The organism is Kurthia sp. YJT4 (genome assembly GCF_030219945.1).
Lineage (GTDB): Bacteria > Bacillota > Bacilli > Bacillales_A > Planococcaceae > Kurthia > Kurthia gibsonii.
Genome location: NZ_CP126689.1, coordinates 1,988,224 through 2,012,790, shown reverse-complemented (window position 1 = coordinate 2,012,790; position 24,567 = coordinate 1,988,224). Strand labels below are relative to the sequence as shown.

Here is a 24,567-nt window from a genome sequence, read left to right as displayed (position 1 = left end):
AGAAGGGTAGGATTATTTTGCGTAAAATTATTGTTGGTTCAAGAAGAAGTAAGTTAGCCTTAACTCAAACAAATTGGTTCATCGAAGAATTAAAGAAAACAGGTGCACCGTTTGAATTTGAGGTCAAAGAGATTGTGACAAAAGGCGATCGTATTTTAGATGTACAGTTATCAAAAGTTGGCGGAAAAGGTTTGTTTGTAAAAGAGATTGAACAAGCCTTATTCGACCAAGAGATTGATTTCGCTGTACATAGTATGAAAGATATGCCAGCGGTTTTACCAGAAGGTTTAGTTATTGGATGTATTCCAAAACGTGAAGATGCGCGTGATGCCTTCATCTCAAAAAATCATGTAAAATTCATGGATTTACCAGAAGGTGCGGTTGTCGGTACATCAAGCTTACGTCGTAGTGCTCAATTATTAAAAGCACGCCCAGACTTAACGATTAAATGGATTCGTGGAAATGTAGACACACGTTTAGCTAAATTAGAAGCTGGCGAATATGATGCGATTATTTTAGCTGCTGCTGGTTTAAAACGACTTGGTTGGTCAGATGATGTTGTAACTGAATATTTATCAACTGATCTTTGTGTACCTGCTGTAGGACAAGGGTCGTTAGGAATTGAATGTCGAGCAGATGATGCCGAATTGTTAGCGGCATTGGCAAAAATGACAGACCAAGCGACTTGGGAAACAGCACATGCAGAACGTGCTTTTTTAGCAGCGATGGATGGTGGATGTCAAGTGCCAATCGCTGGATACGCAACATATGAAGCAGGACAATTACATTTTGAAGGACTTGTTGCTGCACCAGATGCTTCTGTCTTCTACCATGAAAAAGCCACACACACAGATGCAAAAACAGTAGGAGAAGTAGTAGCAAAACAACTGACTGAGCAAGGTGCGTATGAATTGATTCAAAAAGTAAAAGCGGAGCAAAATGAGCAATAATCAACCGCTTCAACATGATACCATTGTGTTAACAGGCACCTCGATTACAGGTCAAGCTCAGTCACAAATCGAGGCGCTAGGTGGAGAAGCACTTCATTTACCTTTGATTGAAGTGGCCGATGTACAGTCAAATGATGATGGCTTATTTTTGCAGCGTAGTCAGCAAGTAGACTGGCTAATTTTCACAAGTCAAAATGCAGTACACGCATTCATTAGAAAAATGGAACAATACGAACAGGATGCAAGTTTGTGGATAGAACAGCGAATTGCAGTTGTGGGTGAAAAAACAGCCGAAGCTTTAGAAATGGCAGGTTTTTCAATTCACTTTGTTCCGACAACGTATAGTGCAGATACAATGGTGAAAGAGTTTAATCGTTTTTTACAGCCTGAAACGACCTGTCTATTTATGCGAGGTTCGATGGCGAAAGACACGATTCCAAATGGTCTCAAATGTCGAGTAGAAACATGGACAATTTATGAAACACGTCCAACAAAAAAGTCAATTCCAGAATTGAAAGAGCAAATTCAACATAAAAATTGTACGGTTGTTTTTGCAAGTCCCTCGGCTGTGCGTGTGTATGCTGAGGAAATATTACCTCTACACGATTGGGAACAAATCCAAGTGGCAGCGATTGGTCATGTAACCGAAAAAGCATTAATCGCACTTGGTGCATGGGATATTATCCAGCCAAAAACATACACGATGCAACAGGTAATTGAAGAAATCGCAAGAAGAAAGGAATCTTAATATGACAAACTTACAATTTAAAAGACACAGACGTTTACGACAAAATGCAACGATGCGTGCAATGGTAAAAGAAACGTATCTACATAAAGAAGATTTCATCTACCCTATTTTTGTAATGGAAGGCGAGAATGTTAAAAACCCTGTCGCTTCTATGCCGGGAATTTATCAATTCTCATTAGATCGTTTACATGAGGAAATGGATGAGGTTGTTGCCCTAGGTATTCCTTCTGTTATTTTATTCGGTTTACCTGCTGAGAAAGACGCAGTTGGGTCAGAAGCTTATCATGATCATGGGATTATTCAAAAAGCGATTCGCTTTGTAAAAGAGAACTATCCTGAAGTCATGGTCATTGCAGATACATGTCTATGTGAATATACATCGCATGGTCACTGTGGTGTTGTGTCAGAAGATGAACGTATTTTAAATGATCCTTCACTTGATTTATTAGCACAAACAGCTATTTCACAAGCAAAAGCAGGTGCTGATATTATCGCACCTTCAAACATGATGGATGGTTTTGTTGCGGCGATTCGTAAAGGATTAGATGAAGCTGGATTTGAAGATACACCGATTATGTCCTATGCAGTAAAATATGCTTCTGCTTACTATGGACCTTTCCGTGAAGCAGCAGATGGTGCACCAAAGTTTGGTGATCGTAAAACGTATCAAATGGACCCGTCAAATCGTTTAGAAGCGATGCGTGAAGCAGCTTCAGATGTTGAAGAAGGCGTTGATTTCTTAATCGTTAAACCAGCATTATCGTATTTAGATATTATACGTGATGTACGTAATAACCATGATATGCCAGTTGTTGCTTACAATGTATCAGGCGAATATGCAATGGTCAAAGCAGCAGCATTAAATGGTTGGATGGATGAAAAGCAAACGGTTTTAGAAACATTACTAAGTATGAAACGTGCAGGTGCAGATTTAATCATGACGTACCATGCAAAAGATGCGGCACGTTGGTTGGAGGAGAAATAGAGATGACACGTTCTTTTGAAGAATCACGTAAAGTTTTTGCAGAAGCAGTAGATTTAATGCCTGGTGGCGTAAATAGTCCTGTTCGTGCGTTCAAAGCTGTTAAACAAGAGCCAATCGTTATGGAAAAAGGTCATGGAGCGATTATTACAGATGTCGATGGCAATGATTATATCGACTACGTTTTATCTTGGGGTCCACTCATTATCGGTCATACACATCCAGACGTAGTAGCAGCGATTCAACGAGTTGCTACAACAGGTACATCATTTGGTGCGTCAACACGTATTGAAAACGAATTAGCGAAAGAAGTGATTCGTCGTGTACCTTCTGTTGAGATGATTCGTATGGTATCGTCTGGTACAGAGGCTACAATGTCTGCCATTCGTGCAGCACGTGGTTTCACAGGTCGCGATAAAATCTTGAAATTTGAAGGTTCATATCATGGACATGGTGATTCACTATTAATCAAAGCGGGTTCAGGTGTTGCGACACTTGGTTTACCAGATAGTCCTGGCGTTCCAATGTCAATTGCACAAAACACATTAACAGTTCCTTATAATAATTTAGAAGCAGTTCAACAAGTATTTGAAGCATTCGGTGAAGAGATTGCAGCAGTAATCGTTGAACCGGTTGCTGGAAATATGGGCTGTGTACCACCGCTTCCAGGCTTCTTAGAAGGTTTACGTGACTTGACGAAAAAAGCAGGTTCTCTATTAATCTTTGATGAAGTCATGACTGGTTTCCGCGTAGGCTACCATTCAGCACAAGGTTACTACGGTGTAACACCTGATTTAACATGTCTTGGTAAAGTAATCGGCGGAGGACTACCTGTAGGTGCTTTCGGTGGTCGTCGTGATATTATGGAACGAATCGCACCAGCTGGTCCAATCTATCAAGCAGGTACGCTATCAGGTAACCCACTTGCGATGACAGCAGGACTTGAAACGATTCAACATTTAACAGAGGATTCATATAAACACTTTGAAAAATTAGGGGATCGTTTAGAAGCTGGTTTTAGAGAAGCAGCTGAAACATACAATATTCCACATACAGTGAATCGTGCAGGTTCAATGATTGGTTACTTCTTAACAAATGAAAAAGTAATCGACTTTGATACAGCGAAAACATCTGATTTAGAATTATTCGCTGAATACTACGGTTTAATGGCACAAGAAGGAATCTTCTTACCACCATCACAATTCGAAGGTGTATTCGTATCAACAGCGCATACAGAACAACATATCGACCAAACAATCGCAGCTTTCCAAAAAGTATTTAAGCAATTACGTCGTTAATTTTAAGAGATACTTCGGCACAGTATATGTGTCGAAGTTTTTTTATGCACTGTATTGCTAAAAGCTATAAATTCAGATACAATTAGCTTATTCAAATAAACAATTGCAATGATTGGGAGGAGTAAGCATTCTTACTTGTCGAGAGAGGAAACGGTTGGTGAAAGTTTCTCAAGTAGATGTCTGAAGGTAGCCCATGAGCAAATTTCGTGAACAGATTTTAGTAGCGAAATTCGGTTTAGAGACCGTTATCCAATGAAGTGCCAGTCAACTGTGCTGGAATAAAGGTGGTACCGCGAATTCTTTCGTCCTTTTTTTAAGGATGTGAAGGATTTTTTTTATGCCTAAAATGGATGGTCAAGAAATGAAGGAGGACGAAAACATGTCAGAACAAGAAATTTCAATGCCAACGAAGTATGACCCACAAGCTGTTGAAACAGGTCGCTACGAGTGGTGGCTACAAAAAGATTGCTTTAAAGCACAACCAGAGAGTGATAAAGAACCGTACTCAATCGTAATTCCACCGCCAAACGTAACAGGTAAATTACATTTAGGTCACGCTTGGGATACAACATTACAAGATATCTTAATTCGTATGAAGCGTATGCAAGGTTATGATGCATTATGGTTACCAGGTATGGACCATGCTGGTATTGCAACACAAGCAAAAGTAGAAGCAAAATTACGCGAACAAGGCGTATCTCGTCACGATTTAGGTCGTGAAAAATTCCTAGAGAAAACATGGGAGTGGAAAGAAGAATATGCTGAAACAATTCGTGCGCAATGGGCGAAACTAGGTTTAGCATTAGATTACTCACGCGAACGTTTCACATTAGATGATGGTTTATCAGATGCGGTAAAAGAAGTATTCGTAAAATTATACGAAAAAGGCCTAATCTACCGCGGTGAACGTATTATCAACTGGGACCCAGCAGCACAAACAGCACTTTCAGATATCGAAGTAATTTATAAAGATGTACAAGGTGCATTCTACCATATGGAATACCCAATCAAAGATAGCGACGAAAAAGTAGAAATCGCTACAACACGTCCAGAAACAATGTTAGGTGACTCAGGGATTGCAGTAAACCCGAATGATGAACGTTACGCACACTTAATCGGTAAAACGGCAATTCTACCAATCGTAGGTCGTGAATTACCAATCGTTGCAGATGACTATGTAGACATGGAATTCGGTACAGGTGTTGTAAAAATGACACCAGCACATGACCCGAATGACTTTGAAGTAGGTAATCGTCATAACCTAGAGCGCATTATGGTGATGAATGGCGACGGTACGATGAATGATATGGCTGGTAAATATGCAGGTATGGACCGCTTTGAATGCCGTAAAGAAATCGTAAAAGATTTACAAGAACAAGGTGTATTAATTAAAATCGTCGATCACTTACATTCAGTAGGTCACTCAGAGCGTTCTGGTGCAGTAGTTGAACCATATTTATCAAAACAATGGTTTGTTAAAATGGGACCACTAGCAAAAGAGGCACTTGATTTACAAGCGAAAGAAGACGAAAAAGTAAACTTCGTGCCACAACGCTTTGAAAATACGTACACACGTTGGATGGAGAATATCCATGACTGGTGTATTTCACGTCAATTATGGTGGGGACATCAAATTCCAGCTTGGTATCATAACGAAACAGGTGAATTATATGTAGGTACAGAAGCACCAGCTGATGAAGAAAACTGGACACGCGATGCAGACGTATTAGATACATGGTTCTCATCTGCATTATGGCCGTTTTCAACAATGGGGTGGCCAGACGTTGAATCAGAAGATTTCAAACGCTACTTCCCAACAGGTGCACTTGTAACAGGTTATGACATCATCTTCTTCTGGGTATCTCGTATGATTTTCCAATCACTTGAATTCACAGGCGAGCGTCCATTCAAAGACGTATTAATTCATGGTTTAGTACGTGACGGTGAAGGTCGTAAGATGTCAAAATCACTTGGTAACGGTGTTGATCCGATGGACGTCATCGCAGAATACGGCGCAGACTCATTACGCTTCTTCTTAGCAACAGGTTCATCACCAGGTCAAGATTTACGTTATACAACTGAAAAAGTAGAAGCGATTTGGAACTTCTCAAACAAAATTTGGAATGCTTCACGTTTTGCATTAATGAATATGGAAGGCATGACATATGATGAGATTGATTTAACAGGTGAAAAATCAGTTGCAGATAAGTGGATTTTAACACGCTTAAATGAAACAATCGAAAAAGTAACAGAGCTTGCTGAGAAGTATGAGTTTGGTGAAGTAGGTCGTTACTTAAATAACTTCATCTGGGATGATTTCTGTTCTTGGTATATCGAGATGGCGAAATTACCATTATATGGTGAGGATGAAGCAGCGAAGAAAACAACTCGTTCAGTACTTGCTTACGTATTAGATCAAACGATGCGTCTATTACACCCATTAATGCCATTCATCACAGAAGAAATCTGGCAACACTTACCACACGAAGGCGACACAATCGTAAATGCAGCATGGCCAACAGTACGCGAAGATCTTCACTTTGAAGAAGAAGCGAAAAACATGCAGTTATTAATGGATATTATCCATGCAGTTCGTAACATTCGTGCAGAAGTAAATACACCAATGAGCAAACAAGTACCAATGTTCATCTCAGCAAAATCAGATGTAGAATTAGCTGTACTTGAAGCGAATAAAGGATATATCGAAAAATTCTGTAACCCAGAAACATTAACAATTGGCTTAAACGTAGAACCAGAAGGTAAAACGATGTCAGCAGTTATTTCAGGAGCAGAGTTATTCTTACCACTAAAAGGTTTAATTAACTTAGAAGATGAGATTGCACGTCTTGAAAAAGAGTTAGACAAGTGGAATAAAGAAGTAAAACGTGTTCAAGGTAAATTGAACAACGAGAAATTTGTTTCAAGCGCACCTGAAGCAGTTGTTGCAGCAGAGCGTGAAAAAGAAGCAGACTATCTTGAAAAACAAGCAACTGTTCAAAAACGTATTGCAGAACTAAAAGAAATGTAATAAAAAATAGCCTGGGACATATGTGTAAAAACACCGTCTCATATGAGCATAATAAAAACCAGAATCGCACTGTGGCGCGATTCTGGTTTTTTGTTGCGAACTCTAAAAAGAAAATGAAATGTTTTATCTCAGTATCTTTTTTTAATAAATTGTTACGTTTACATAATGATTCACTAAATAATCCATCAGTAAATCAGGTAAATATTCATCGAATAAATCATAGAATGAACGAGCACCTACAGGGTCTTCAATTTCATTCAATAGCCATGTACCGTCTTCTAGTAGTAAGAAGTCCATACCGATATAATCGCTACGAATGGCTTTTTGCATCGCAAGTACATGGTCCATTTGAAGTGAATCAAGTTCATATTTTTCAATCGAACCACCTAATGTGACATTCGAACGAAAATCAGCACGACCTTGACGTTTAACCGCACCAATAATACGGTTACCGAGCACCCAAACGCGAACATCTGTCGCATTGGATTCAATATAAGGTTGAACCAGTGTTAAACGATTTTCAAACTGTTTTTGACAAGCATTTAACTCTTGTTCATCCTGACAAAGCATGACTTCTGAGCCACCATGTCCATCAATTGTTTTAAATACAAGTGGATACTCGTAATCTGAAGCTTGTTGATAGAGTGGAACAGTTGGAATGCCAAGTGTTCGAGCAAATTGTAAAGTCATATATTTATTATTTGCGAGTGCGTTTACGTGACTGCTATTTACAACCGGAATATTTGCTTGTTCCAATGAAGTAACATAGTCACAGTTACGTGCACGATAAAATACAAAACAAGCATCTTGGCAATGTTCGACTAATTCTGGAACAGAGAAGTCATTTAACAGCACAAGTTGCAAGTCAATCATCTGTTTTTTTGCAGATACGACGAGCTGATTGATAAAGGCCATATTCACTTTTGCATCAGCTGCGTCATATACAAGATATGCGCGTTTCAAAATCTTCTCATCCTAACTTTTTTAAAATATACTGAACGAATGCATCGCCCACGTGAATACCTGTTACATTGTAAATGTTGCGAATATGTGAAGCTGCGTTGACTTCACATACAAGTGGCTGTTCTTGTTCATCAAACAGTAAATCAACACCAGCGAAGTCAGCACCGATCGCTTTGGCTGCTGCGAGCGCTAATTGTTCCTGTTCTTTTGTTAATGTAATCGTTTCAGCTTTACCACCATTTGTAATATTCGCTCTGAAATCTGTTTCAGAGTGACGATACATTGCAGCGACGACTTCATCACCAATCGTATTGACACGAATATCACGTCCATAGCTTGATGCGATATATTGTTGGAAGATGAAGTCAACACCACGTAGTGTATCTACCTTTTCGAAAAAGTCTTCTTGTGTTTCAATTAAATACACTTTCATACCAAATGAACCATGCGCCTCCTTAATAATAAGAGGTAGTCCAAGTTCTTCTAATACACCTTCAAAATAACCACTTTCACGAATTGTGAATTTAGGGTAGACTTTCGGTGCGATAATCGTTTTTGGCATACGAATATTTGCTTTGGCTAATTGTATGTATTGCTTTGCTTTATTGTCACATGTTTCAATCACTTCAGGATCATTGAAAACGGGAATTCCTTGATTTTTTAAATACGTAGCGAGCAAAATATCCTTATCTAAAAAGATGACAAAGTCAGGTGCCTGTTCTAACTTTTTAGCGGAATGCATTTGAATTTCATAATTTTTATAAATAAACGGTTGAACGCCATGATTTTGACAGGCTTCAGCCATGAGTCTTGCTTGGTCTAAAAATTTATCCGATACAAGACTACCATTGTAAATAATCCAGCATGTCTTCATACGTTCAAACCTCCGAATAACAGTGTTATAATAAAAACAATCAATACAAATTTTAGCACGAATTACGTAGAAAATGAATAGGTAGGGAAAATTCCATGATTCCAATGTTTGAAGAATATCAAAATACATACAAAATTGAGAGTGCAAATGAGATTAAGCCTGGTCTTGAAGCGATTCAAGTAGCGATGGAGAAGTTAGGCAATCCACAACTTGCTATACCAACCATTCATGTCGCAGGTACAAATGGCAAAGGTTCTACCATTCGCATGATCGAACGAATCGCACAGGAACATGGTTTGACGACTGCAACATTTATGTCACCCTGTATCGAAAATGTCCACGATCAAATTCGGTTGAATGGACAATCGATTACACCAGAGCAGATGAATCGAGCGTTCGAAGAAGCAAAAAAAGCAGGGCTAAGTGGCTTATTGACAGAATTTGAATTATTAACAGCTATCGCTTTTATTGCCATTCGTCAAGCTAAACCAGACCTTGCGATGATCGAGAGTGGTATGGGTGGGCGTTTTGATAGTACGAATGTGGTTGAGCCCATTGTATCAGTCATTCCAAGTATTGCATTAGAGCATACGAATTTTTTAGGTGATACACTAGAAAAGATTGCATGGCATAAAGCTGGGATTATTAAAAAGAATGGCTATGCTGTAATAGGTGAAATACCTGAAGCTGCACAAAAAGTAATCGAAGAAGAAGCACATATGCAACAAGCAACGATTAAAATAAATGGCAAAGATTTTAAAGTGTTAGATGATACGTGGTCGAATGAAGTAATCTGTATGTCAGGATTACATCCAAGCCTAAAAGGCGAACACCAAAAAGAGAATATGGCACTCGCGATTCAAGCATTTATAGAGGTGGCGAAAGTACTGCATATTGAATTAGTAGAAGATGGAGTTCAACAAGCTGTAGCAACTACAAAGCTCGAAGGACGTTTTGAACAACTCGCTCCACAAGTTTGGTTAGATGGAGCGCATAATCCAGCAAGTGCAAGGAGCTTGCGAAAAACCATTCAACAAGTATTGAAAGGCGAAAAAGTGACGATGGTTGTTGGGATTTTAAAAGATAAGGATGTAGAAGCGGTATTGCGTGAACTTGAACAAGTGTCAGATGATTTTATCTTTGTAGCAGTTGAGCGTGAACAAGATCGATTAATGCAACCAGAAGAATTAATGAAGTTAAGTCATGCAAAGCACAAACAAATTGCATCATCTGTTTTACAAGCTGTTCAAGAGAAGCAAAAAGAAGGGTCTGTAGTCGTAACAGGTTCACTCTATCTTTTAGCGCAGTGGCGTTCGATTTTACAGCAAGTATTAGAATGAAGAATTTTATTCTAACTGAATATAAGAAAAGCCAACATCACGCTTGTAGCACGATGTTGGCTTTTTGTCTTTTATTCAAACTGTTTAATTTGTCCGTACAAAGCAAAATGTTTCGGCTTATCATATACTGCATATTGAATCGGAATATTAACATTGTCTTTTAACGGTTTATGCTGCACATTTGAGTCTGTAACGACAATGGCTTGACCAAGAATAGAACCTTTAAAGTTTGTTTTGTCTTTCAATTCAATATTCGCTTTCGGTGCGAGTAATAATTTTCCTATATTTGTTTTCCCACCATTCATGACTACACGTTTACCACCCGATAAAATATTGCCTTTATACGTGTTTGCTCGTAAAGTGACATCTGCTTTTTTAGTATAAATAAAACCACTACTACGGAAATTTTTCGAGAATTCTAAAGCAGCATCCCCATCAAAATAAGTAGCGACTTTTGCTTCTTCTGCTATAATCTTACCTTCAGATTCACCCATTTCTTGAATGAATAATTTGAGTGTTCCACTGCCTAAAATATGAAGTTTTGCGCCACCAGTTAAATTTAGTGTATCTAATCGTAAAGTTTGTACACCGTCGCCAATATCAATATAAGTATCTACACCGTCCAGTGTTAACTCTTGAAGACGTTCTTCAGAAGAAGTGAATTGATAAGGTGTTTCGATTGAGAAGTCTTCTTGCGTTTTATCGGTTACGGTTAGGACACCATTTTGTAAGTAATAATACTTGATTTTTTTATCTTTTTTTTCAGGGTCTGGATTAGGGATAATTTCAGTTACATATTTTTCTTCTTCATTATATGGCTGTTCATCGATTGTTTTTAATTCATTCGTTGGGAAGGATGGTAAAAAATTATTGAAATTTTGTTCATTCCAAATTTTTAAATCCGATGCTTCTGTATTCCCATCGTTAAAACATTCATTTAAATAATTTGTTCTGGTCATTTCATATTGGCAAGAAGAACCATCTATTTGAATATTACGTGGATTTTTACTCGCCATTAACCCCCAAACCTTTGAAGCATTCTGGACAACAATTTCCTTAGATGCATGAATGGCATAAGGTGGCTCATAGCGACCTTGCCTCATCGTTGTATCAATTTCTAAGTCTAATTGAAGGGATTGCTTTAATTTTGTCTGCTCCCCACCGATACGTCCAGTCGATTGAATTGTATATTGATTTGGTTTTGAATCTTTTATAATGAGTGTGGTAGAGGTCGGCTGTATATCATCTACTTTTTGATGTGTGTCCCATGTTTTCGGGATACCTGATTTACGGTTTAATAAAGTTTGAATTTTATAAAGAGAAATTTCTTTTACATCAAAGGCTGCTTTTTCAGATGGACTTAATCGCTCGTATCGTTTTTGAACATCTTGATAAATTTTTACCATCTGTTGTTTAATTTCTAGTCGTGCATAATCTAATCCTTCATTTGCAACTAGATAGCTTTCTTTCGTATCTTTTGTTGTGACAAGAGGAATTTGTTTTCCTTCCACTGCTTTGTTCACAATGAAGCCAGAAATAATGAATAGACTAATTAATAAAATTGCAATGAGCGACCCATTCTTTTTTTGTAAAGGTCGCTTGTTTGTTTTTCTCACGTAATTCACCCCGGTTAATCAATTTGATTTCTGTGTATGTAAAAAGTCATGTTATTTATAATATACCCATTTTTTTCTATTTTAGCTCTTTTTTTGATGTATTATAGTAATAATCGTTTTTTTCTAACGTAATTATCATACAATTTACAAAAAGTGTACTCAATAGCTATCTTGTTAATTTTTAGGGCAATATATTTATTTTACAAACTAAAAGTATTATAATAAAAAAACGTATGAAAGAAAAAAATAAATTCTATCTTTTTCCTTAAAATGTATTTGTTATGTAAAAAAATAGGGTATATATCCAAGTAGTAACATGTGGAATGTATAATTAAAAGAGAGAAAAAGAGGAGGTACCCAAAATGTTAGGCAATAAGAAAAAGACTTTGTCTATTGTTTATAATGACTTTATGGTAAGTATGTTAGCGGTTGTAGGAAACGATTTGAGTAAGGGAATTACATATCAGATTCCTCTACAGGAAGGAATCGTACAACATGGACGTATTTTAGATCCAGATTCTTTTTATCGCGCTTTAAAAACCCCTTTAAAAAATTTAAAAATTAAAAAGTATCATGTACGTGTTATTGTACCGAATCATGATGTTGAAATGAAACAAATTATTATTCCAGAGAATTTAACAACATTCGACGAAGTTGATGATTATATATTTAAAGAAATTGGTAAATCAATTCATTTAGCATTCGAAACTCCTGTTGTTGATATTTATGATGAAGATCCAACGGATGGTGAGGTGATGCTTTTTGCAACAGAGCGTAATGAAGTCGATAAAATTATTGAAGTTGTGGAATCACTAGGTCAAATACCAGAAGTTGTCGATATTAAATCTTTAGCAAACTTACGTACATTAGAAAAAGTAATGCCTTCTTATACTGAAAAAACATCGATGATATTAGATTGGTCCATCAATGAAGTGACAATGTCGATTGTTGAAAATCATCATGTCAAATTATTGCGTACGCATACAATTCCAACAACACAGTCAGATTGGATGTTAAAAGAACAAGAAGCACACAGTTTTACACATACATTGTCTAATCATATTGAAATGTATATGGATGAACTCAGCCATGCATTCGTTGAAATTCAACATATATGCCAGTTTTACGAAATATCTTTAAATAAAGGAATGAAGCAAGTTCAACAACTCATTGTATTAGGTGATCATCCAATGTTGCCAAAGATTACAGAGTTATTGCGCGTGAAATTCCCATTAGAAGTAGTTCAAATAACAGATGAACAAGTAGGGGAAGTTTTTACAACGTATCAATTAAAACATTGCAGTTTACTTGGATTAGAGATGAAGGAGGCTTCGATGGTATGATTCCAAATATTAACCTCCTGCCGCAAGATCAGTATCCACCCAAAAGAAAAAATAGTTTAATGAAACTAATCATTATTGTTTTATTGCTTATCGTAATTATTTTTTATGGTATTAACTATTATTTGTTAAGTAATGATATTGCGAAAATGGAGAAGAAAACGGATCAGTTAGCGACACAAATTCAAACAGAAGAAAAAACGTTAACACAAGTACAAAGTAATCCATCTTATGCGATTGCAACGTCTGTACAATTTGCTGAGAAATACCAAACACCTATATCAAATATTATTGAAGTCGCTAATAAATATATGCCAGGTTCTGGTGAATTAGCAGGGTTAGATTATAAAGATGATCAGGTTGAATTTATCGTGTATTTTGATAATTTAAATGAAGCTTCGACATTTATTCGTAATTTAGATAATGAGGCAATCTTCAAAACAGTAAAACTTGATTCAGCTTCGACTTTTACAAAAGTAGATGTGGATAATGTTGGTGAAGAACAGACAATGAATGAGAATGCACAGTACAAAGCGATTATTCTTACGACATTAGATCCATCAGCAACTACTAAAACAGGGGGTGCGAAATAATGCGTGCAAAAAAGAAGAAAAATAATTCATTTGTGTACACATTATCCATTCTCCTCGTTATAGCGGTTGGTGTGGGATTATATTACTATGCGTTGAAACCAGAAATGGCTTTATACGATTCACTTAATCAAAAATATACTGAACAACAAAAGTACTTAACGAAATTATCGACTGAACAAAGTCAAGCAAAAAAAGAAGTTGAACGTGCACATACGATGAAGTCACTTGAATCGAAAATTCCTGCAAATGCGGATTTACAAAGTATTGTAGATGCTTTAGATGAAGTGGAGTATGCAAGTTCAGCAACTGTAACAAATATTCGTTTTAATAACTATGAAGAAGAGACGAAAGAGGTGCTTGATGAAAAAAACACGAGTCTAACAGAAGCAGAGCTATTCCAAGCAGATGAAAATGAATTACCAATTTCTCCATTAGCAAATCAGAAAAAGCCAGAACACTTGAAGTTAATAACAATGGATTTATCTGTGAGTGCATATGATGTAAAAGATTTGAATCGCTTTATTAATAAAATAGAAAAATTGTCGCGTTTGTTCATTGTGGATGCAGTTAAGTATGAAAATACGAATGAAAAAGAAGGTTTAGTTACAGCGAAAATACAAGCGACAACATTTTATGTAGAAACAAAAAGTAAAAAAGAAACAACTAAAGTAGCGAATGAGCAAAAGACCGTGAGTAAATAATTGATGTTATGCGCATTTATAAAAGTACACCCCTCATTAATCTAGATGATGCAAGGGTGTACTTTTTTTGTGAAAGTCGCTTTATTTTAAATCTAAAAAGAAAAATGAGTTTTTTTATAAAAAAAGAGTTAAATAAAGGATTGTTTTTGGTAAATAAAGTGAATAGTACAAAGAGTCCTTTTTAACCATACGCTATAATTTATGGAAAAGGAGGAATTATATGAACCCCACACCAATCCATATTATAAGTTCTAACCCTTATGAAAAGGGGATATGGCAAAAATATTTTGAATATATGTCATATCAAACATTTGAATTGCCTAATGAGTATATACATGAACATCAACAAGTAAGTGAAGTACATCTTTATTTATACCAATTACTAACAGGTATTTATGATGTATATCGTTTAGCCTATCACCACTTTTTTGAAGTAGAAAAGAAAAAGCTTACGTATGAACAATGGTTATTTTATGTAAAAAAACATCCTTTTGCAAAAACAAAAGTAACGACGATGATTTTACTTAAATATCGTCAATATATTTTAACTGACGTTTACGAAACACCTGTTCGTTTTTTACCACCACAAATAAAAAACCTTCAAAAATATATTCAAACTAAGGAACCTTTTTTAGATGATGTTAGTTATAATAGGGTAGGAGAAGGGCAAACTTGTAAAGACGGTAATGAATATATTTTCACGCATGCAATTGAATTGCCATTCCAAAGGGTTGAAATGATGCTGAGAAAGTTGGCGGAAATGGAACATCTTGATGAGGTGATGTCATGATGAAAAAAGTCAATCATTGTATCCAGCAAGTAGCGACACAAGAACGACCGAGAGAACGATTGGTTTTGTTTGGTGCAGAACAACTTTCGAATCATGAGCTATTAGCGATTTTAATTGGCTCAGGAACGAAAAAAGAATCTGTTCTTGATATTGCAACACGATTACTAAATCAGTTTGAAACATTACTCAATTTGAAGCATGCCACAATTGAAGAACTGCAAGCAGTCGATGGAATTGGTCGCGTTAAAGCGATGTATTTATTGGCGGCTTTTGAACTAGGAAGAAGAAGTCATCTTCCGAATCGTTTAGAGCGAACGGTTGTGAAACATCCAGATGATGCAGCAGACTATCTAATGTCTGATTTAGCACAGTTAATGCAAGAGCATTTTGTCGTTCTATTTCTCAATGTGAAAAATGAAATCATACATAAGCAGACGATTTTTATCGGTAGCTTAAATGCGAGCATTGTTCATCCGAGAGAGATTTTTCGTGAAGCGGTAAAGCGCTCGGCAGCATCAATTATATGCGCGCATAATCATCCGTCAGGAAATCCAACTCCAAGCCCTGAAGATATAGAAGTAACGAAGAGAATAGCGGAAGCCGGAGGAATTATTGGAATTGATTTACTAGATCATATTATCATCGGCGATTATCGGTATATTAGTATGAAAGGAAAAGGTTTCTTCTGATACTGTTCCTTTTTATATTTTTCCGTTATAATGAAACGTATGATTTTATGACAGCTAGTTATTATAAACGGCTAAGGAAAGGAAGAAATTAACGTGTTCGGATTAGGTGGAAAAGATGTCGGCATTGACCTTGGCACAGCAAACACACTTGTATTTATTAAAGGGAAGGGTGTCGTACTACGTGAACCATCTGTTGTAGCGAAAAATACGCAAACAAACACAACAGTAGCAGTAGGTAACGAGGCTAAAAATATGATTGGTCGTACACCAGGATCAATCGTAGCAATTCGTCCAATGAAAGATGGCGTTATTGCAGATTTTGATATCACAACAACAATGATTAAGCATTACTTACAAAATGCTTTAAAAGTAGTAGGTAGTTCATTCAAAAAACCAAACGTTGTTATCTGTGTACCATATGGTATTACGTCAGTAGAAAAGCGTGCAGTAATTGATGCAGCACGTCAAGCGGGTGCTCGTGAAGCGTTCGTAATTGAAGAACCATTTGCAGCAGCAATCGGCGCAAATTTACCAGTATCAGAACCTACAGGTAGTATGGTTGTAGATATCGGTGGCGGTACAACAGAAGTAGCAGTAATCTCACTTGGTGGTATTGTAATCAGTGAATCTGTACGTGTAGCAGGTGATGCAATGGACCAAGCGATTATTGCATACATCCGTAAATCATATAACCTAACAATTGGTGAGCGTACAGCTGAAACAATTAAAATGGAGATTGGTTCTGCGACAAGTTCAATGGATGAAGAGCAAAAAATGGAGATTCGTGGACGTGACCTTGTAACAGGTTTACCAAAAACAATCGAAATTTCTTCTATTGAAATTGCAGATTCATTACGTGAATCGATTTCAGCCATTATTGATGGTGTAAAGAAAACTTTAGAACAAACACCACCAGAGCTTTCAGCTGATGTTATGGAGCGCGGTATTGTCTTAACAGGTGGCGGAGCATTACTTCGCAACTTAGATAAAGTAATTAGTGATGAAACAAACATGCCTGTATTTATTGCAGAAAATCCATTAGATTGTGTAGCGATTGGGACAGGTATGTCATTAGACCAAATCGATACATTAAAACAACAGCAAACAATTTAAGGGAGGGGAATCGGCAATGCCACAATTCTTATCGAATAAACGATTAATATTTCTTCTTATCGGAGTCATTCTGTTAGTGGCATTGATCAGTTGGACCTTAAGCGATCGCGATAAGGTATCACTCCCTGAACAAATTATTAAAGATACAGTCGGCTTAGGACAAAATATTGTTGCTAAGCCGGCTGGTTATGTTACAGGGCTTATTAATAGTGTAGATGACTTGTTGAACACATATGATGAGAATAAGCGTCTTAAATCACGATTAGAAGAGTTTGGTACACTTCAAGCAGAAGTAAATGAGTTAGAAGTTGAAAATAAAAAGCTTCAAAAGTTATTAGATAAAAAAACAGATCTTCGCGTATATGATCCAATTCAAGCGAATGTTATCGCGCGAAATCCTGACCAATGGGAAGAGAAGTTAATTCTAAATGAAGGATCTTCAAATGGCGTGAAAAATAACATGGCTGTTTTAACATCTGAGGGCTTAGTTGGGAAGGTTGTTCAAACAACACCTTACACATCAGAAGTAGAATTATTATCAACGAATAATACAAATTACCGCGTATCGGCTACTGTCTCAAGTAAAGGCAAAGAAGCGCGTGGTTTAATTGAAGGTTATGATGCAAAAAGAGGCGAATTAATGCTAAAACGTATTGATTCAAAATTGAAAATTAAAAAAGGTGATAAAGTAACAACTTCTGGTTTAGGGGGTATTTTCCCTAAAGGTATTTTAATTGGAGAAGTAACAAAAGTGACAACGGATGATTTCGGTCTAACAAAATTAGCGTATGTTAAACCAGCAGCTGATTTCCAAATGATTGATCATGTAATTATTGCAAAACGTCAAGCAATCCAAGTGGATGGTTCAGACGGTGATGCTACGAATAAAAACCTTTCTTCAGAAGGGAATGACAAGTAATGGCGAAGTATTTAATTCCTGCTGTCGCCGTCATTCTATTCTTTTTAGAAACAGAATTCTCACTTTTTTCACCGATTGATATTAATGGTCAACGAGAATATTTAGTTCCTCGCTTTGTCATTCTTTATTTAATTTTTCTCTCTATCTATTATGATAAGAAGCGCGCGATGATTTACGGACTTGTTTTTGGACTCGTGTACGATATTTTTTACATTGATATTATCGGTTTGTACACTTTCCTTTATCCGTTCATTTGTTTTATTGCTGGTTCTACAGTAAAATATATACATCAGCATCTAGTTGTCACAACAACATTATCATTATTGCTCGTAGCACTTCTGGAAATTGCGTTGCATCAATTTTTCTTACTCATAGGTTATACTGATATTTCTTTTACAGAATTTTTAAATCATCGTTTAGTACCGACAATGATTGCTAACTCTGTATTTTTAATTATGCTTGGTTGGACGTTTAAGTACTTACTTGAAGCAAGGGTTCTAGAAAAAGCAAATCAGTCAATAATTTAATGGAGTGAGGTGGCTTCTTTGACAACGAAACAACTTGTCAGTCTAAAGGGGACAAAAGAAGGTTTTGTCCTCAAATTAGACGACCAATGTGGCTATGAGGAATTATTGCGTGAATTGGAAGGAAAGCTTGCAGAAGATCGTCTTGATGAACAAGTAGAGGTCCAGATTGCAATCGGAAACCGTTATTGTACAGATGAACAAATGAATGAATTGCTTCAAGCAGTACAGGAAGCATTGAATGTTCGCGTATCGAAAGTGAAAAGTGACGTGATTACGATTGAAGAATCGAACCAGCGTATAATGGAAAGTCAGTCTTCTACATATATTGGCATCGTACGCTCTGGTCAAACTGTCAGTTCAGAAGGAGATCTTGTCATTGTTGGAGATGTAAATCCGAATGCACAAGTTACAGCAGGCGGAAGTATTTATGTCTTAGGAAAGTTAAAAGGAAGAGCACATGCAGGGAAAAATGGCAACTGTGAGGCAGTTATTGGAGCGTCATTTTTATCCGCTACACATTTAGCAATTGGTCATGTTCTTGAAATCATGACGAATGAAAAGCAAGAGTTGGCTGAAACACCAGAAATGGAATGTGCTTATTTACTTGATGACGAGACAATTGGCATTAAAAGGCTTCAAGAACTGCGTATTATTAGACCGAATTTGTCTACGTTTAAGGGAGGAAGCTAATGTGGGAGAAGCTATTGTAATTACTTCCGGTAAGGGTGGAGTTGGTAAAACAACAACCACTGCCAATCTAGGGACTGCATTGGCACTGCAAGGGAAGTCCGTCTGTTTAGTCGATACAGACATCGGACTACGTAACCTAGATGTTATTTTAGGGTTAGAAAATCGTATTATCTACGATTTAGTCGATGTGATTGAAGGACGATGTAAAGTTCATCAGGCACTTGTAAAAGATAAGCGATTTGAAGAATTACTATATTTATTACCTGCTGCACAAACAGCGGATAAGAATGCGGTTAACCCGCAACAAATGAAAGATTTAATCGATGAGTTAAAAGAACAATTTGACTATGTTTTAATTGACTGCCCAGCAGGAATTGAACAAGGTTACCGCAATGCAATTGCGGGTGCTGAACGAGCGATTGTTGTGACAACGCCAGAAATTTCAGCTGTTCGAGATGCAGATCGCATTATTGGCTTATTAGAGCAAGAAAATATCGAGCCACCCAAATTAATTATTAATCGTATTCGTACGCACCTGATGGATCGCGGCGAAACACTTGATATTAATGAGATTACAATGCATCTATCACTCGATTTAATTGGTATTATTCCAGATGATGATCGCGTTATTACATCTTCGAATAAGGGGGAACCGATTGTGTTAGAACCATCTACACAAGTGGGGAAAGCTTATCGTAATATCGTGAGACGTGTAATGGGTGAGTCTGTACCATTAATGACACTAGAAAAAGAAAAGCAAGGAATCTTCACTAAATTTAAAGCTTTATTTTCAAAATAAAGATGCGAGCGAATTTCACCGTTTTAGGTTTAGAAATTCGCTTTTTTCGTACAATAAAAAAATTTTGGTTGTTATAAATAGAAGAATATACGTTATTATACGAAAGTAACTTGACGACTTTAAAACCGTATGGTATTATTTCATATGTTATGTAGCACCCGTGCTACAACCGCACTGACGAGGTTCAAGTATCTTTTAGATCACCTTTGAAGGCGAGTCTGAGTCTATTGAGGAGGTGCAGTTATGTACGCAATTATCGAAACAGGTGGTAAACAAATCAAAGTTGAAGCGGGCCAAGAAATCTACGTTGAAAAAATCAACGCTGAAGCTGGTGAAGTGGTAACTTTTGACAAGGTTCTTTTCGTTGGTGGTGACGACGTTAAAGTTGGAGCTCCATTCGTAGCTGGTGCAACAGTTACAGCTAAAGTTGAAAAACAAGGTCGTCAAAAGAAAATTACTGTTTTCAAACTTAAAGCTAAAAAGAACTACCGTCGTAAGCAAGGTCATAGACAACCTTACACTAAACTAGTAGTTGAAGCTATCAACGCTTAATTATTAGTGAGGTGAAAAAGTTATGATTACAGTAGAGATTCATAGTAATGAAAATCGAGAATCATATGGCTTTGAAATTTCAGGACATGCCTATTCAGGTGAACCTGGTCATGATTTAGTTTGTGCAGGCGCATCTGCTATTGCCTTTGGTAGTGCAAATGCGATTGGACAACTACTTCAAATTACGCCGGGAATTGAGCAAGGTGAAGAAGGCGGCTATTTATCAGTCGTTGTGGATCCTGCCGATTTAACTCCTGAACAAGACGCAAAACTGCAAACAATTCTTCAAACAATGGTAACCCAGTTTTATACGATGGTTGCTAGTTATGGAGATTATATCGAATTAAAATATAAAATGCTGTAGGAGGTGGAACATTATGTTATTGAAATTAGACTTACAGTTCTTCGCATCTAAAAAAGGTGTAGGTTCTACAAAAAACGGTCGTGATTCAGAGTCAAAACGTTTAGGCGCTAAACGTGCTGACGGTCAATTCGCATCTGCTGGTTCAATTTTATACCGTCAACGCGGTACAAAAATTTACCCAGGTGAAAACGTTGGTCGTGGTGGCGATGATACTTTATTCGCTAAAGTAGACGGCATTGTTAAATTCGAACGTTACGGTCGCGATAAGAAGAAAGTTAGCGTGTATCCTGTAGCACAAGAAGCTTAATTTAAAAGTTAAGGACTGCAGTAATGCAGTCCTTTTTTGTGGTGAAAAAACGGTGTTTGCTTCAGATGCAAATACCGAATTTTTTTCGCTCAATAGAGAAATTTTCATAAAAAATTGTTATACTAACAACAAGAACATCTCGCTAAAGGAGTGTTTACTTGTGATAGATCAGCCACTATCCGTAAATGAAGTGCTTCGGCACATTCAACATGATTTTTTAAATCAATTACAATTAATCAAAATGAATCTGGCTCTAGACCATGTCGAAGAAGCCAATCAACTTGTTGACCAACTCTCAACAAAATATCAACGATTTTCAATTATAAATGGACTGAAATGTGCGCATTTAATCGAATGGCTTCAGACATGTCAGTGGCGTTTTCCTTCTATAACGATTACAATGGAGAGCGATATTTCCGATAGCGCTCCAACAGAGTGGGACGTTCCTCTGCGTAATTATTTAGAGAGCTCGCTACAGTCTGTACATGAAACAATCGACCCGTTTGTTGAACAAAATTGTCATATCTATGTGATGTCTACGAAACAAAAAGTGGAGATTACAGTCGAGATAAAGGGACATTTTGAAAAAAGCGATTTTTCAATCCCGATTCAATCAGAAGATTTAAGTGTAATCCATGAGGAGTATTCAGATACAGTGTGGCGTTATCGTGTCATAGGAAGTAAGGAGGGAAAGTAAATAATGTTTGTCGATCACGTAAAGATTTATGTTAAAGGCGGTGACGGTGGCGATGGTATGGTCGCGTTCCGTCGAGAAAAATTTGTTCCAAATGGTGGACCAGCAGGTGGCGATGGTGGTAACGGTGGAGCCGTTATTTTCAAAGTAGATGAAGGACTTCGTACGTTAATGGATTTTCGATTCAAACGTCACTTCAAAGCTGAACCAGGTGAGAACGGTATGAGCAAGAACGCACATGGTCGCGGTGCAAAGCCAATGGTTGTTAGCGTGCCACCAGGTACAGTCGTAACAGAAGAAGAAACAGGTCGCGTTATTGCCGACTTAGTAGAACACGGACAAGAAGCAATCATTGCACGCGGTGGACGCGGTGGACGTGGTAACTCACGTTTTGCAACACCTGCAAATCCTGCGCCAGAACTTTCTGAAAAAGGAGAGCCAGGACAGGAACTTAATGTTATATTAGAGTTAAAGGTATTAGCTGATGTTGGTTTAGTCGGTTTCCCAAGTGTAGGTAAATCTACTTTACTATCAGTCGTATCTTCAGCAAAACCAAAAATTGGTGCATATCATTTCACAACGATTGTACCGAACTTAGGAATGGTTCAAGTCGGGGATGGCAAATCATTTGCAATGGCTGACTTACCAGGATTAATTGAAGGCGCTTCTGAAGGTGTGGGCTTAGGACACCAATTCTTACGTCATATCGAACGTACCCGTGTTATTGTACACGTAGTTGATATGTCAGCGATGGAAGGTCGCGACCCATACGAAGATTACCTGACGATTAATCGCGAGTTAGAGCAATATAATTTACGCTTAACTGAACGTCCACAAATTGTTGTAGCCAACAAAATGGACATGCCAGATGCAGAAGAAAATTTAGCTGAGTTTAGAAAGAAAGTAGGAGAAGATATTCAAATCTTCCCAATCTCAGCTGTTTCACGTCAAGGTTTACAAGAACTACTTTATGCAGTGTATGAATTACTAGAAGTAACACCTGAGTTCCTACTACACGATGATGAAGAGGAAGAAACAGATGCTACAGTACTTTACAAACATGAAATTAAAGGACCAGATTTCGTTGTAACACGCGACGATGACGGTGCTTTTGTATTAAGTGGTGACACAATCGAACGTCTATTCAAAATGACAGACTTTAGTCGTGAAGAATCAATTCGTCGCTTTGCACGCCAAATGCGTGGTATGGGTGTCGATGATGAGCTTCGTGAACAAGGTGCTGAAAATGGCGATACCGTTCGTATCTTAAAATTTGAATTTGAATTTGTAGAATAAACGATTCAGGGGGGAAAAAGATGAAAAATGTAGCGGATCAAAGATATTATTTAGTTCGTGAAGATGTTTTAACAGATGCGATGCACAAAACGTTGCAAGCTAAACATTTGCTACAATCAGGAAGCGTCTCATCTATCTGGGATGCTGTGAAACAGGTTGATTTATCTAGGAGTGCTTTTTATAAGTATCGAGATGCTGTTTTCCCCTTTCACTCAATTGTTCAAGAACGCATTTTAACAGTGTTCTTGCAATTAGAGGATCGTAAAGGTACATTAGCTAGACTTCTTTCTACAGTTACCGATACACATTGTAATGTATTGACGATTCATCAAACAATTCCGATTCAAGGTAGAGCCAATGTAACATTGTCTTTAGATGTGACTGCAATGGATGTTGATTTAGACGACTTATTACAAAGTCTGAAAAAACTTGATTTTGTTGAATCAGCAGAAGTGATTAGTTCAGGCGCGTTATAAGAGGGGGCTTTTGTGTTGGAATCAAAAGAGTGGGAGAATCGGGTGGCTTATCTAGGCCCAGAAGGTACATTTACGGAGTTGGCGACAAAAGAATTGTTTCCAAACGATTGGACAATCCCTTTTAAGACAATTCCAGAATGTATTGAAGCAGTTGACTCAGGACAAGTCGATCGTGCAGTGGTACCCGTAGAGAATGCTTTAGAGGGTACAGTGCCACTGACGATTGATTATTTATTCCATGAGGCAGATTTGTATATTGCGGCAGAGGTATTGTCGCCGATTGAACAGCATTTAATGGTACATAAAGACCATGCAGCGCATTATAGTGAGATGGAACGCGTATATTCGCATCCACATGCTCTTGCGCAGTGTCATAAATTTTTGCATTACCATTATCGTTCTGTACCACTAAGTCAAACGACTTCAACAGCAGCAGCGGCGCAATATGTGTCAGAACATCCAGAGAATAATATCGCAGCAATTGCGAATATTGCAGCGGCGAAACAGTATGATTTGGCAATTGTAGAACAGAATATTCATGATTTCCATTTTAATCATACACGTTTCTTTGTATTATCGAAGCGTAATGACCGTATTGAACGTGAAGCGGATCAGGGACCAATTAAAACGACGTTGATGATTAAGTTACCAAATGATCGTTCGGGTGCATTGCATCAAGTATTATCTGTGTTTGCATGGCGTCAAATCAATTTAAGTAAGATTGAATCTCGCCCATTAAAAACAGGACTTGGTGATTATTTCTTCATCGTTGACTTACTAGAAGACGAGCATGCACCTTTAATGATGGGTGCGATGGAAGAATTGAGAGCGCTTGGCTGTTCGGTTAAGTCATTAGGTAGTTATTATACGTATCAACAAAAATAAAAACGAGGTTAGAGTGGAAACACTCGCCTCGTT

The 24,567-nt window shown here is 37.4% G+C and carries 26 protein-coding genes and 2 other annotated features; of the genes, 23 read left to right on the top strand and 3 right to left on the bottom strand.

All coding sequences use genetic code 11. The features are described 5' to 3' along the window. Positions 1-17: 17 nt before the first annotated feature. From hemC to QN089_RS09965, 5 genes are all read left to right on the top strand, one after another. Positions 18-950, top strand: a complete 933-nt coding sequence (hemC, locus tag QN089_RS09985) for a hydroxymethylbilane synthase (protein WP_068452227.1) — start codon at positions 18-20, stop codon at positions 948-950. After that, entirely contained in the window at positions 940-1,698 is a 759-nt protein-coding gene (locus QN089_RS09980) for a uroporphyrinogen-III synthase (protein WP_068452230.1), read from the top strand. The genes hemC and QN089_RS09980 overlap by 11 nt, the downstream gene beginning before the upstream one ends. A gap of 1 nt (position 1,699) precedes the next feature. Further along, positions 1,700-2,683: a porphobilinogen synthase gene (gene hemB, locus QN089_RS09975; RefSeq protein ID WP_285215244.1), complete on the top strand. Its 984-nt coding sequence runs from the start codon at positions 1,700-1,702 to the stop codon at positions 2,681-2,683. Between the two features lie 2 nt (positions 2,684-2,685). Then, positions 2,686-3,978, top strand: coding sequence for a glutamate-1-semialdehyde 2,1-aminomutase (hemL, locus tag QN089_RS09970; protein WP_068452236.1), 1,293 nt, complete (start codon positions 2,686-2,688; stop codon positions 3,976-3,978). A gap of 99 nt (positions 3,979-4,077) precedes the next feature. Continuing rightward, positions 4,078-4,291 (top strand) — a binding site (T-box leader). 66 nt (positions 4,292-4,357) lie between these two features. After that, positions 4,358-7,006, top strand: coding sequence for a valine--tRNA ligase (locus QN089_RS09965; RefSeq protein ID WP_068452239.1), 2,649 nt, complete (start codon positions 4,358-4,360; stop codon positions 7,004-7,006). A gap of 141 nt (positions 7,007-7,147) precedes the next feature. On the opposite strand, the gene QN089_RS09960 is transcribed toward QN089_RS09965, so the two are convergent. Together QN089_RS09960 and QN089_RS09955 are read right to left on the bottom strand one after the other, a co-directional pair. After that, positions 7,148-7,969, bottom strand: a complete 822-nt coding sequence (locus tag QN089_RS09960) for an ATP-grasp domain-containing protein (protein ID WP_068452242.1) — start codon at positions 7,967-7,969, stop codon at positions 7,148-7,150. 7 nt (positions 7,970-7,976) lie between these two features. Further along, positions 7,977-8,843, bottom strand: coding sequence for an ATP-grasp domain-containing protein (locus tag QN089_RS09955; RefSeq protein WP_285215243.1), 867 nt, complete (start codon positions 8,841-8,843; stop codon positions 7,977-7,979). A gap of 95 nt (positions 8,844-8,938) precedes the next feature. Between QN089_RS09955 and QN089_RS09950 the strand changes: the two genes are divergently transcribed. After that, entirely contained in the window at positions 8,939-10,183 is a 1,245-nt protein-coding gene (locus QN089_RS09950) for a bifunctional folylpolyglutamate synthase/dihydrofolate synthase (protein ID WP_285215242.1), read from the top strand. A 71-nt stretch (positions 10,184-10,254) separates the two neighbouring features. Here QN089_RS09950 and QN089_RS09945 read toward each other — a convergent pair whose 3' ends face one another. Then, on the bottom strand, positions 10,255-11,799 hold the full coding sequence (locus QN089_RS09945; RefSeq protein WP_285215241.1) for a hypothetical protein: 1,545 nt from the start codon (positions 11,797-11,799) through the stop codon (positions 10,255-10,257). A 362-nt stretch (positions 11,800-12,161) separates the two neighbouring features. Here QN089_RS09945 and pilM point away from each other — a divergent pair, with 362 nt between their 5' ends. From pilM to pheA, 17 genes are all read left to right on the top strand, one after another. Further along, complete coding sequence (gene pilM, locus QN089_RS09940) at positions 12,162-13,142, top strand: type IV pilus biogenesis protein PilM (protein WP_285215240.1); 981 nt, start codon at positions 12,162-12,164, stop codon at positions 13,140-13,142. Next, a complete protein-coding gene (locus QN089_RS09935) occupies positions 13,139-13,732 on the top strand; it encodes a hypothetical protein (RefSeq protein ID WP_285215239.1) in 594 nt (197 codons plus the stop codon). Before pilM ends, QN089_RS09935 begins: the two co-directional genes overlap by 4 nt. Further along, entirely contained in the window at positions 13,732-14,433 is a 702-nt protein-coding gene (locus tag QN089_RS09930) for a hypothetical protein (RefSeq protein WP_285215238.1), read from the top strand. The genes QN089_RS09935 and QN089_RS09930 overlap by 1 nt, the downstream gene beginning before the upstream one ends. Before the next feature lie 220 nt (positions 14,434-14,653). Further along, positions 14,654-15,223, top strand: coding sequence for a hypothetical protein (locus QN089_RS09925; RefSeq protein WP_285215237.1), 570 nt, complete (start codon positions 14,654-14,656; stop codon positions 15,221-15,223). After that, a complete protein-coding gene (gene radC, locus QN089_RS09920) occupies positions 15,220-15,912 on the top strand; it encodes a RadC family protein (protein ID WP_141274221.1) in 693 nt (230 codons plus the stop codon). The genes QN089_RS09925 and radC overlap by 4 nt, the downstream gene beginning before the upstream one ends. 93 nt (positions 15,913-16,005) lie before the next feature. Further along, on the top strand, positions 16,006-17,025 hold the full coding sequence (locus QN089_RS09915) for a rod shape-determining protein (protein ID WP_068452268.1): 1,020 nt from the start codon (positions 16,006-16,008) through the stop codon (positions 17,023-17,025). Between the two features lie 16 nt (positions 17,026-17,041). Next, entirely contained in the window at positions 17,042-17,944 is a 903-nt protein-coding gene (mreC, locus tag QN089_RS09910) for a rod shape-determining protein MreC (RefSeq protein WP_141274222.1), read from the top strand. Continuing rightward, complete coding sequence (gene mreD / locus QN089_RS09905) at positions 17,944-18,471, top strand: rod shape-determining protein MreD (protein ID WP_068452275.1); 528 nt, start codon at positions 17,944-17,946, stop codon at positions 18,469-18,471. The genes mreC and mreD overlap by 1 nt, the downstream gene beginning before the upstream one ends. 18 nt (positions 18,472-18,489) lie before the next feature. Next, positions 18,490-19,161: a septum site-determining protein MinC gene (locus QN089_RS09900; RefSeq protein ID WP_068452278.1), complete on the top strand. Its 672-nt coding sequence runs from the start codon at positions 18,490-18,492 to the stop codon at positions 19,159-19,161. Between the two features lies 1 nt (position 19,162). Beyond that, positions 19,163-19,960, top strand: coding sequence for a septum site-determining protein MinD (minD, locus tag QN089_RS09895; RefSeq protein ID WP_068452281.1), 798 nt, complete (start codon positions 19,163-19,165; stop codon positions 19,958-19,960). Between the two features lie 157 nt (positions 19,961-20,117). Then, positions 20,118-20,190: a sequence feature (ribosomal protein L21 leader region), on the top strand. 13 nt (positions 20,191-20,203) lie between these two features. After that, positions 20,204-20,512: a 50S ribosomal protein L21 gene (rplU, locus tag QN089_RS09890; RefSeq protein ID WP_068452285.1), complete on the top strand. Its 309-nt coding sequence runs from the start codon at positions 20,204-20,206 to the stop codon at positions 20,510-20,512. Positions 20,513-20,534: 22 nt separating this feature from the next. Beyond that, positions 20,535-20,876: a ribosomal-processing cysteine protease Prp gene (locus tag QN089_RS09885; RefSeq protein ID WP_068452288.1), complete on the top strand. Its 342-nt coding sequence runs from the start codon at positions 20,535-20,537 to the stop codon at positions 20,874-20,876. 13 nt (positions 20,877-20,889) lie between these two features. Continuing rightward, positions 20,890-21,183 carry a 50S ribosomal protein L27 gene (gene rpmA, locus QN089_RS09880; RefSeq protein WP_068452291.1) on the top strand — a complete coding sequence of 98 codons (294 nt, stop codon included), beginning with the start codon at positions 20,890-20,892 and terminating at the stop codon, positions 21,181-21,183. 160 nt (positions 21,184-21,343) lie between these two features. After that, positions 21,344-21,880 carry a Spo0B domain-containing protein gene (locus QN089_RS09875; RefSeq protein ID WP_285215236.1) on the top strand — a complete coding sequence of 179 codons (537 nt, stop codon included), beginning with the start codon at positions 21,344-21,346 and terminating at the stop codon, positions 21,878-21,880. Between the two features lie 3 nt (positions 21,881-21,883). Continuing rightward, positions 21,884-23,173, top strand: coding sequence for a GTPase ObgE (gene obgE, locus QN089_RS09870; RefSeq protein WP_068452297.1), 1,290 nt, complete (start codon positions 21,884-21,886; stop codon positions 23,171-23,173). A gap of 20 nt (positions 23,174-23,193) precedes the next feature. After that, positions 23,194-23,649 carry an ACT domain-containing protein gene (locus QN089_RS09865; RefSeq protein WP_068452300.1) on the top strand — a complete coding sequence of 152 codons (456 nt, stop codon included), beginning with the start codon at positions 23,194-23,196 and terminating at the stop codon, positions 23,647-23,649. Between the two features lie 15 nt (positions 23,650-23,664). Then, on the top strand, positions 23,665-24,534 hold the full coding sequence (gene pheA, locus QN089_RS09860; protein ID WP_141273607.1) for a prephenate dehydratase: 870 nt from the start codon (positions 23,665-23,667) through the stop codon (positions 24,532-24,534). The last annotated feature ends 33 nt before the right edge of the window (positions 24,535-24,567 follow it).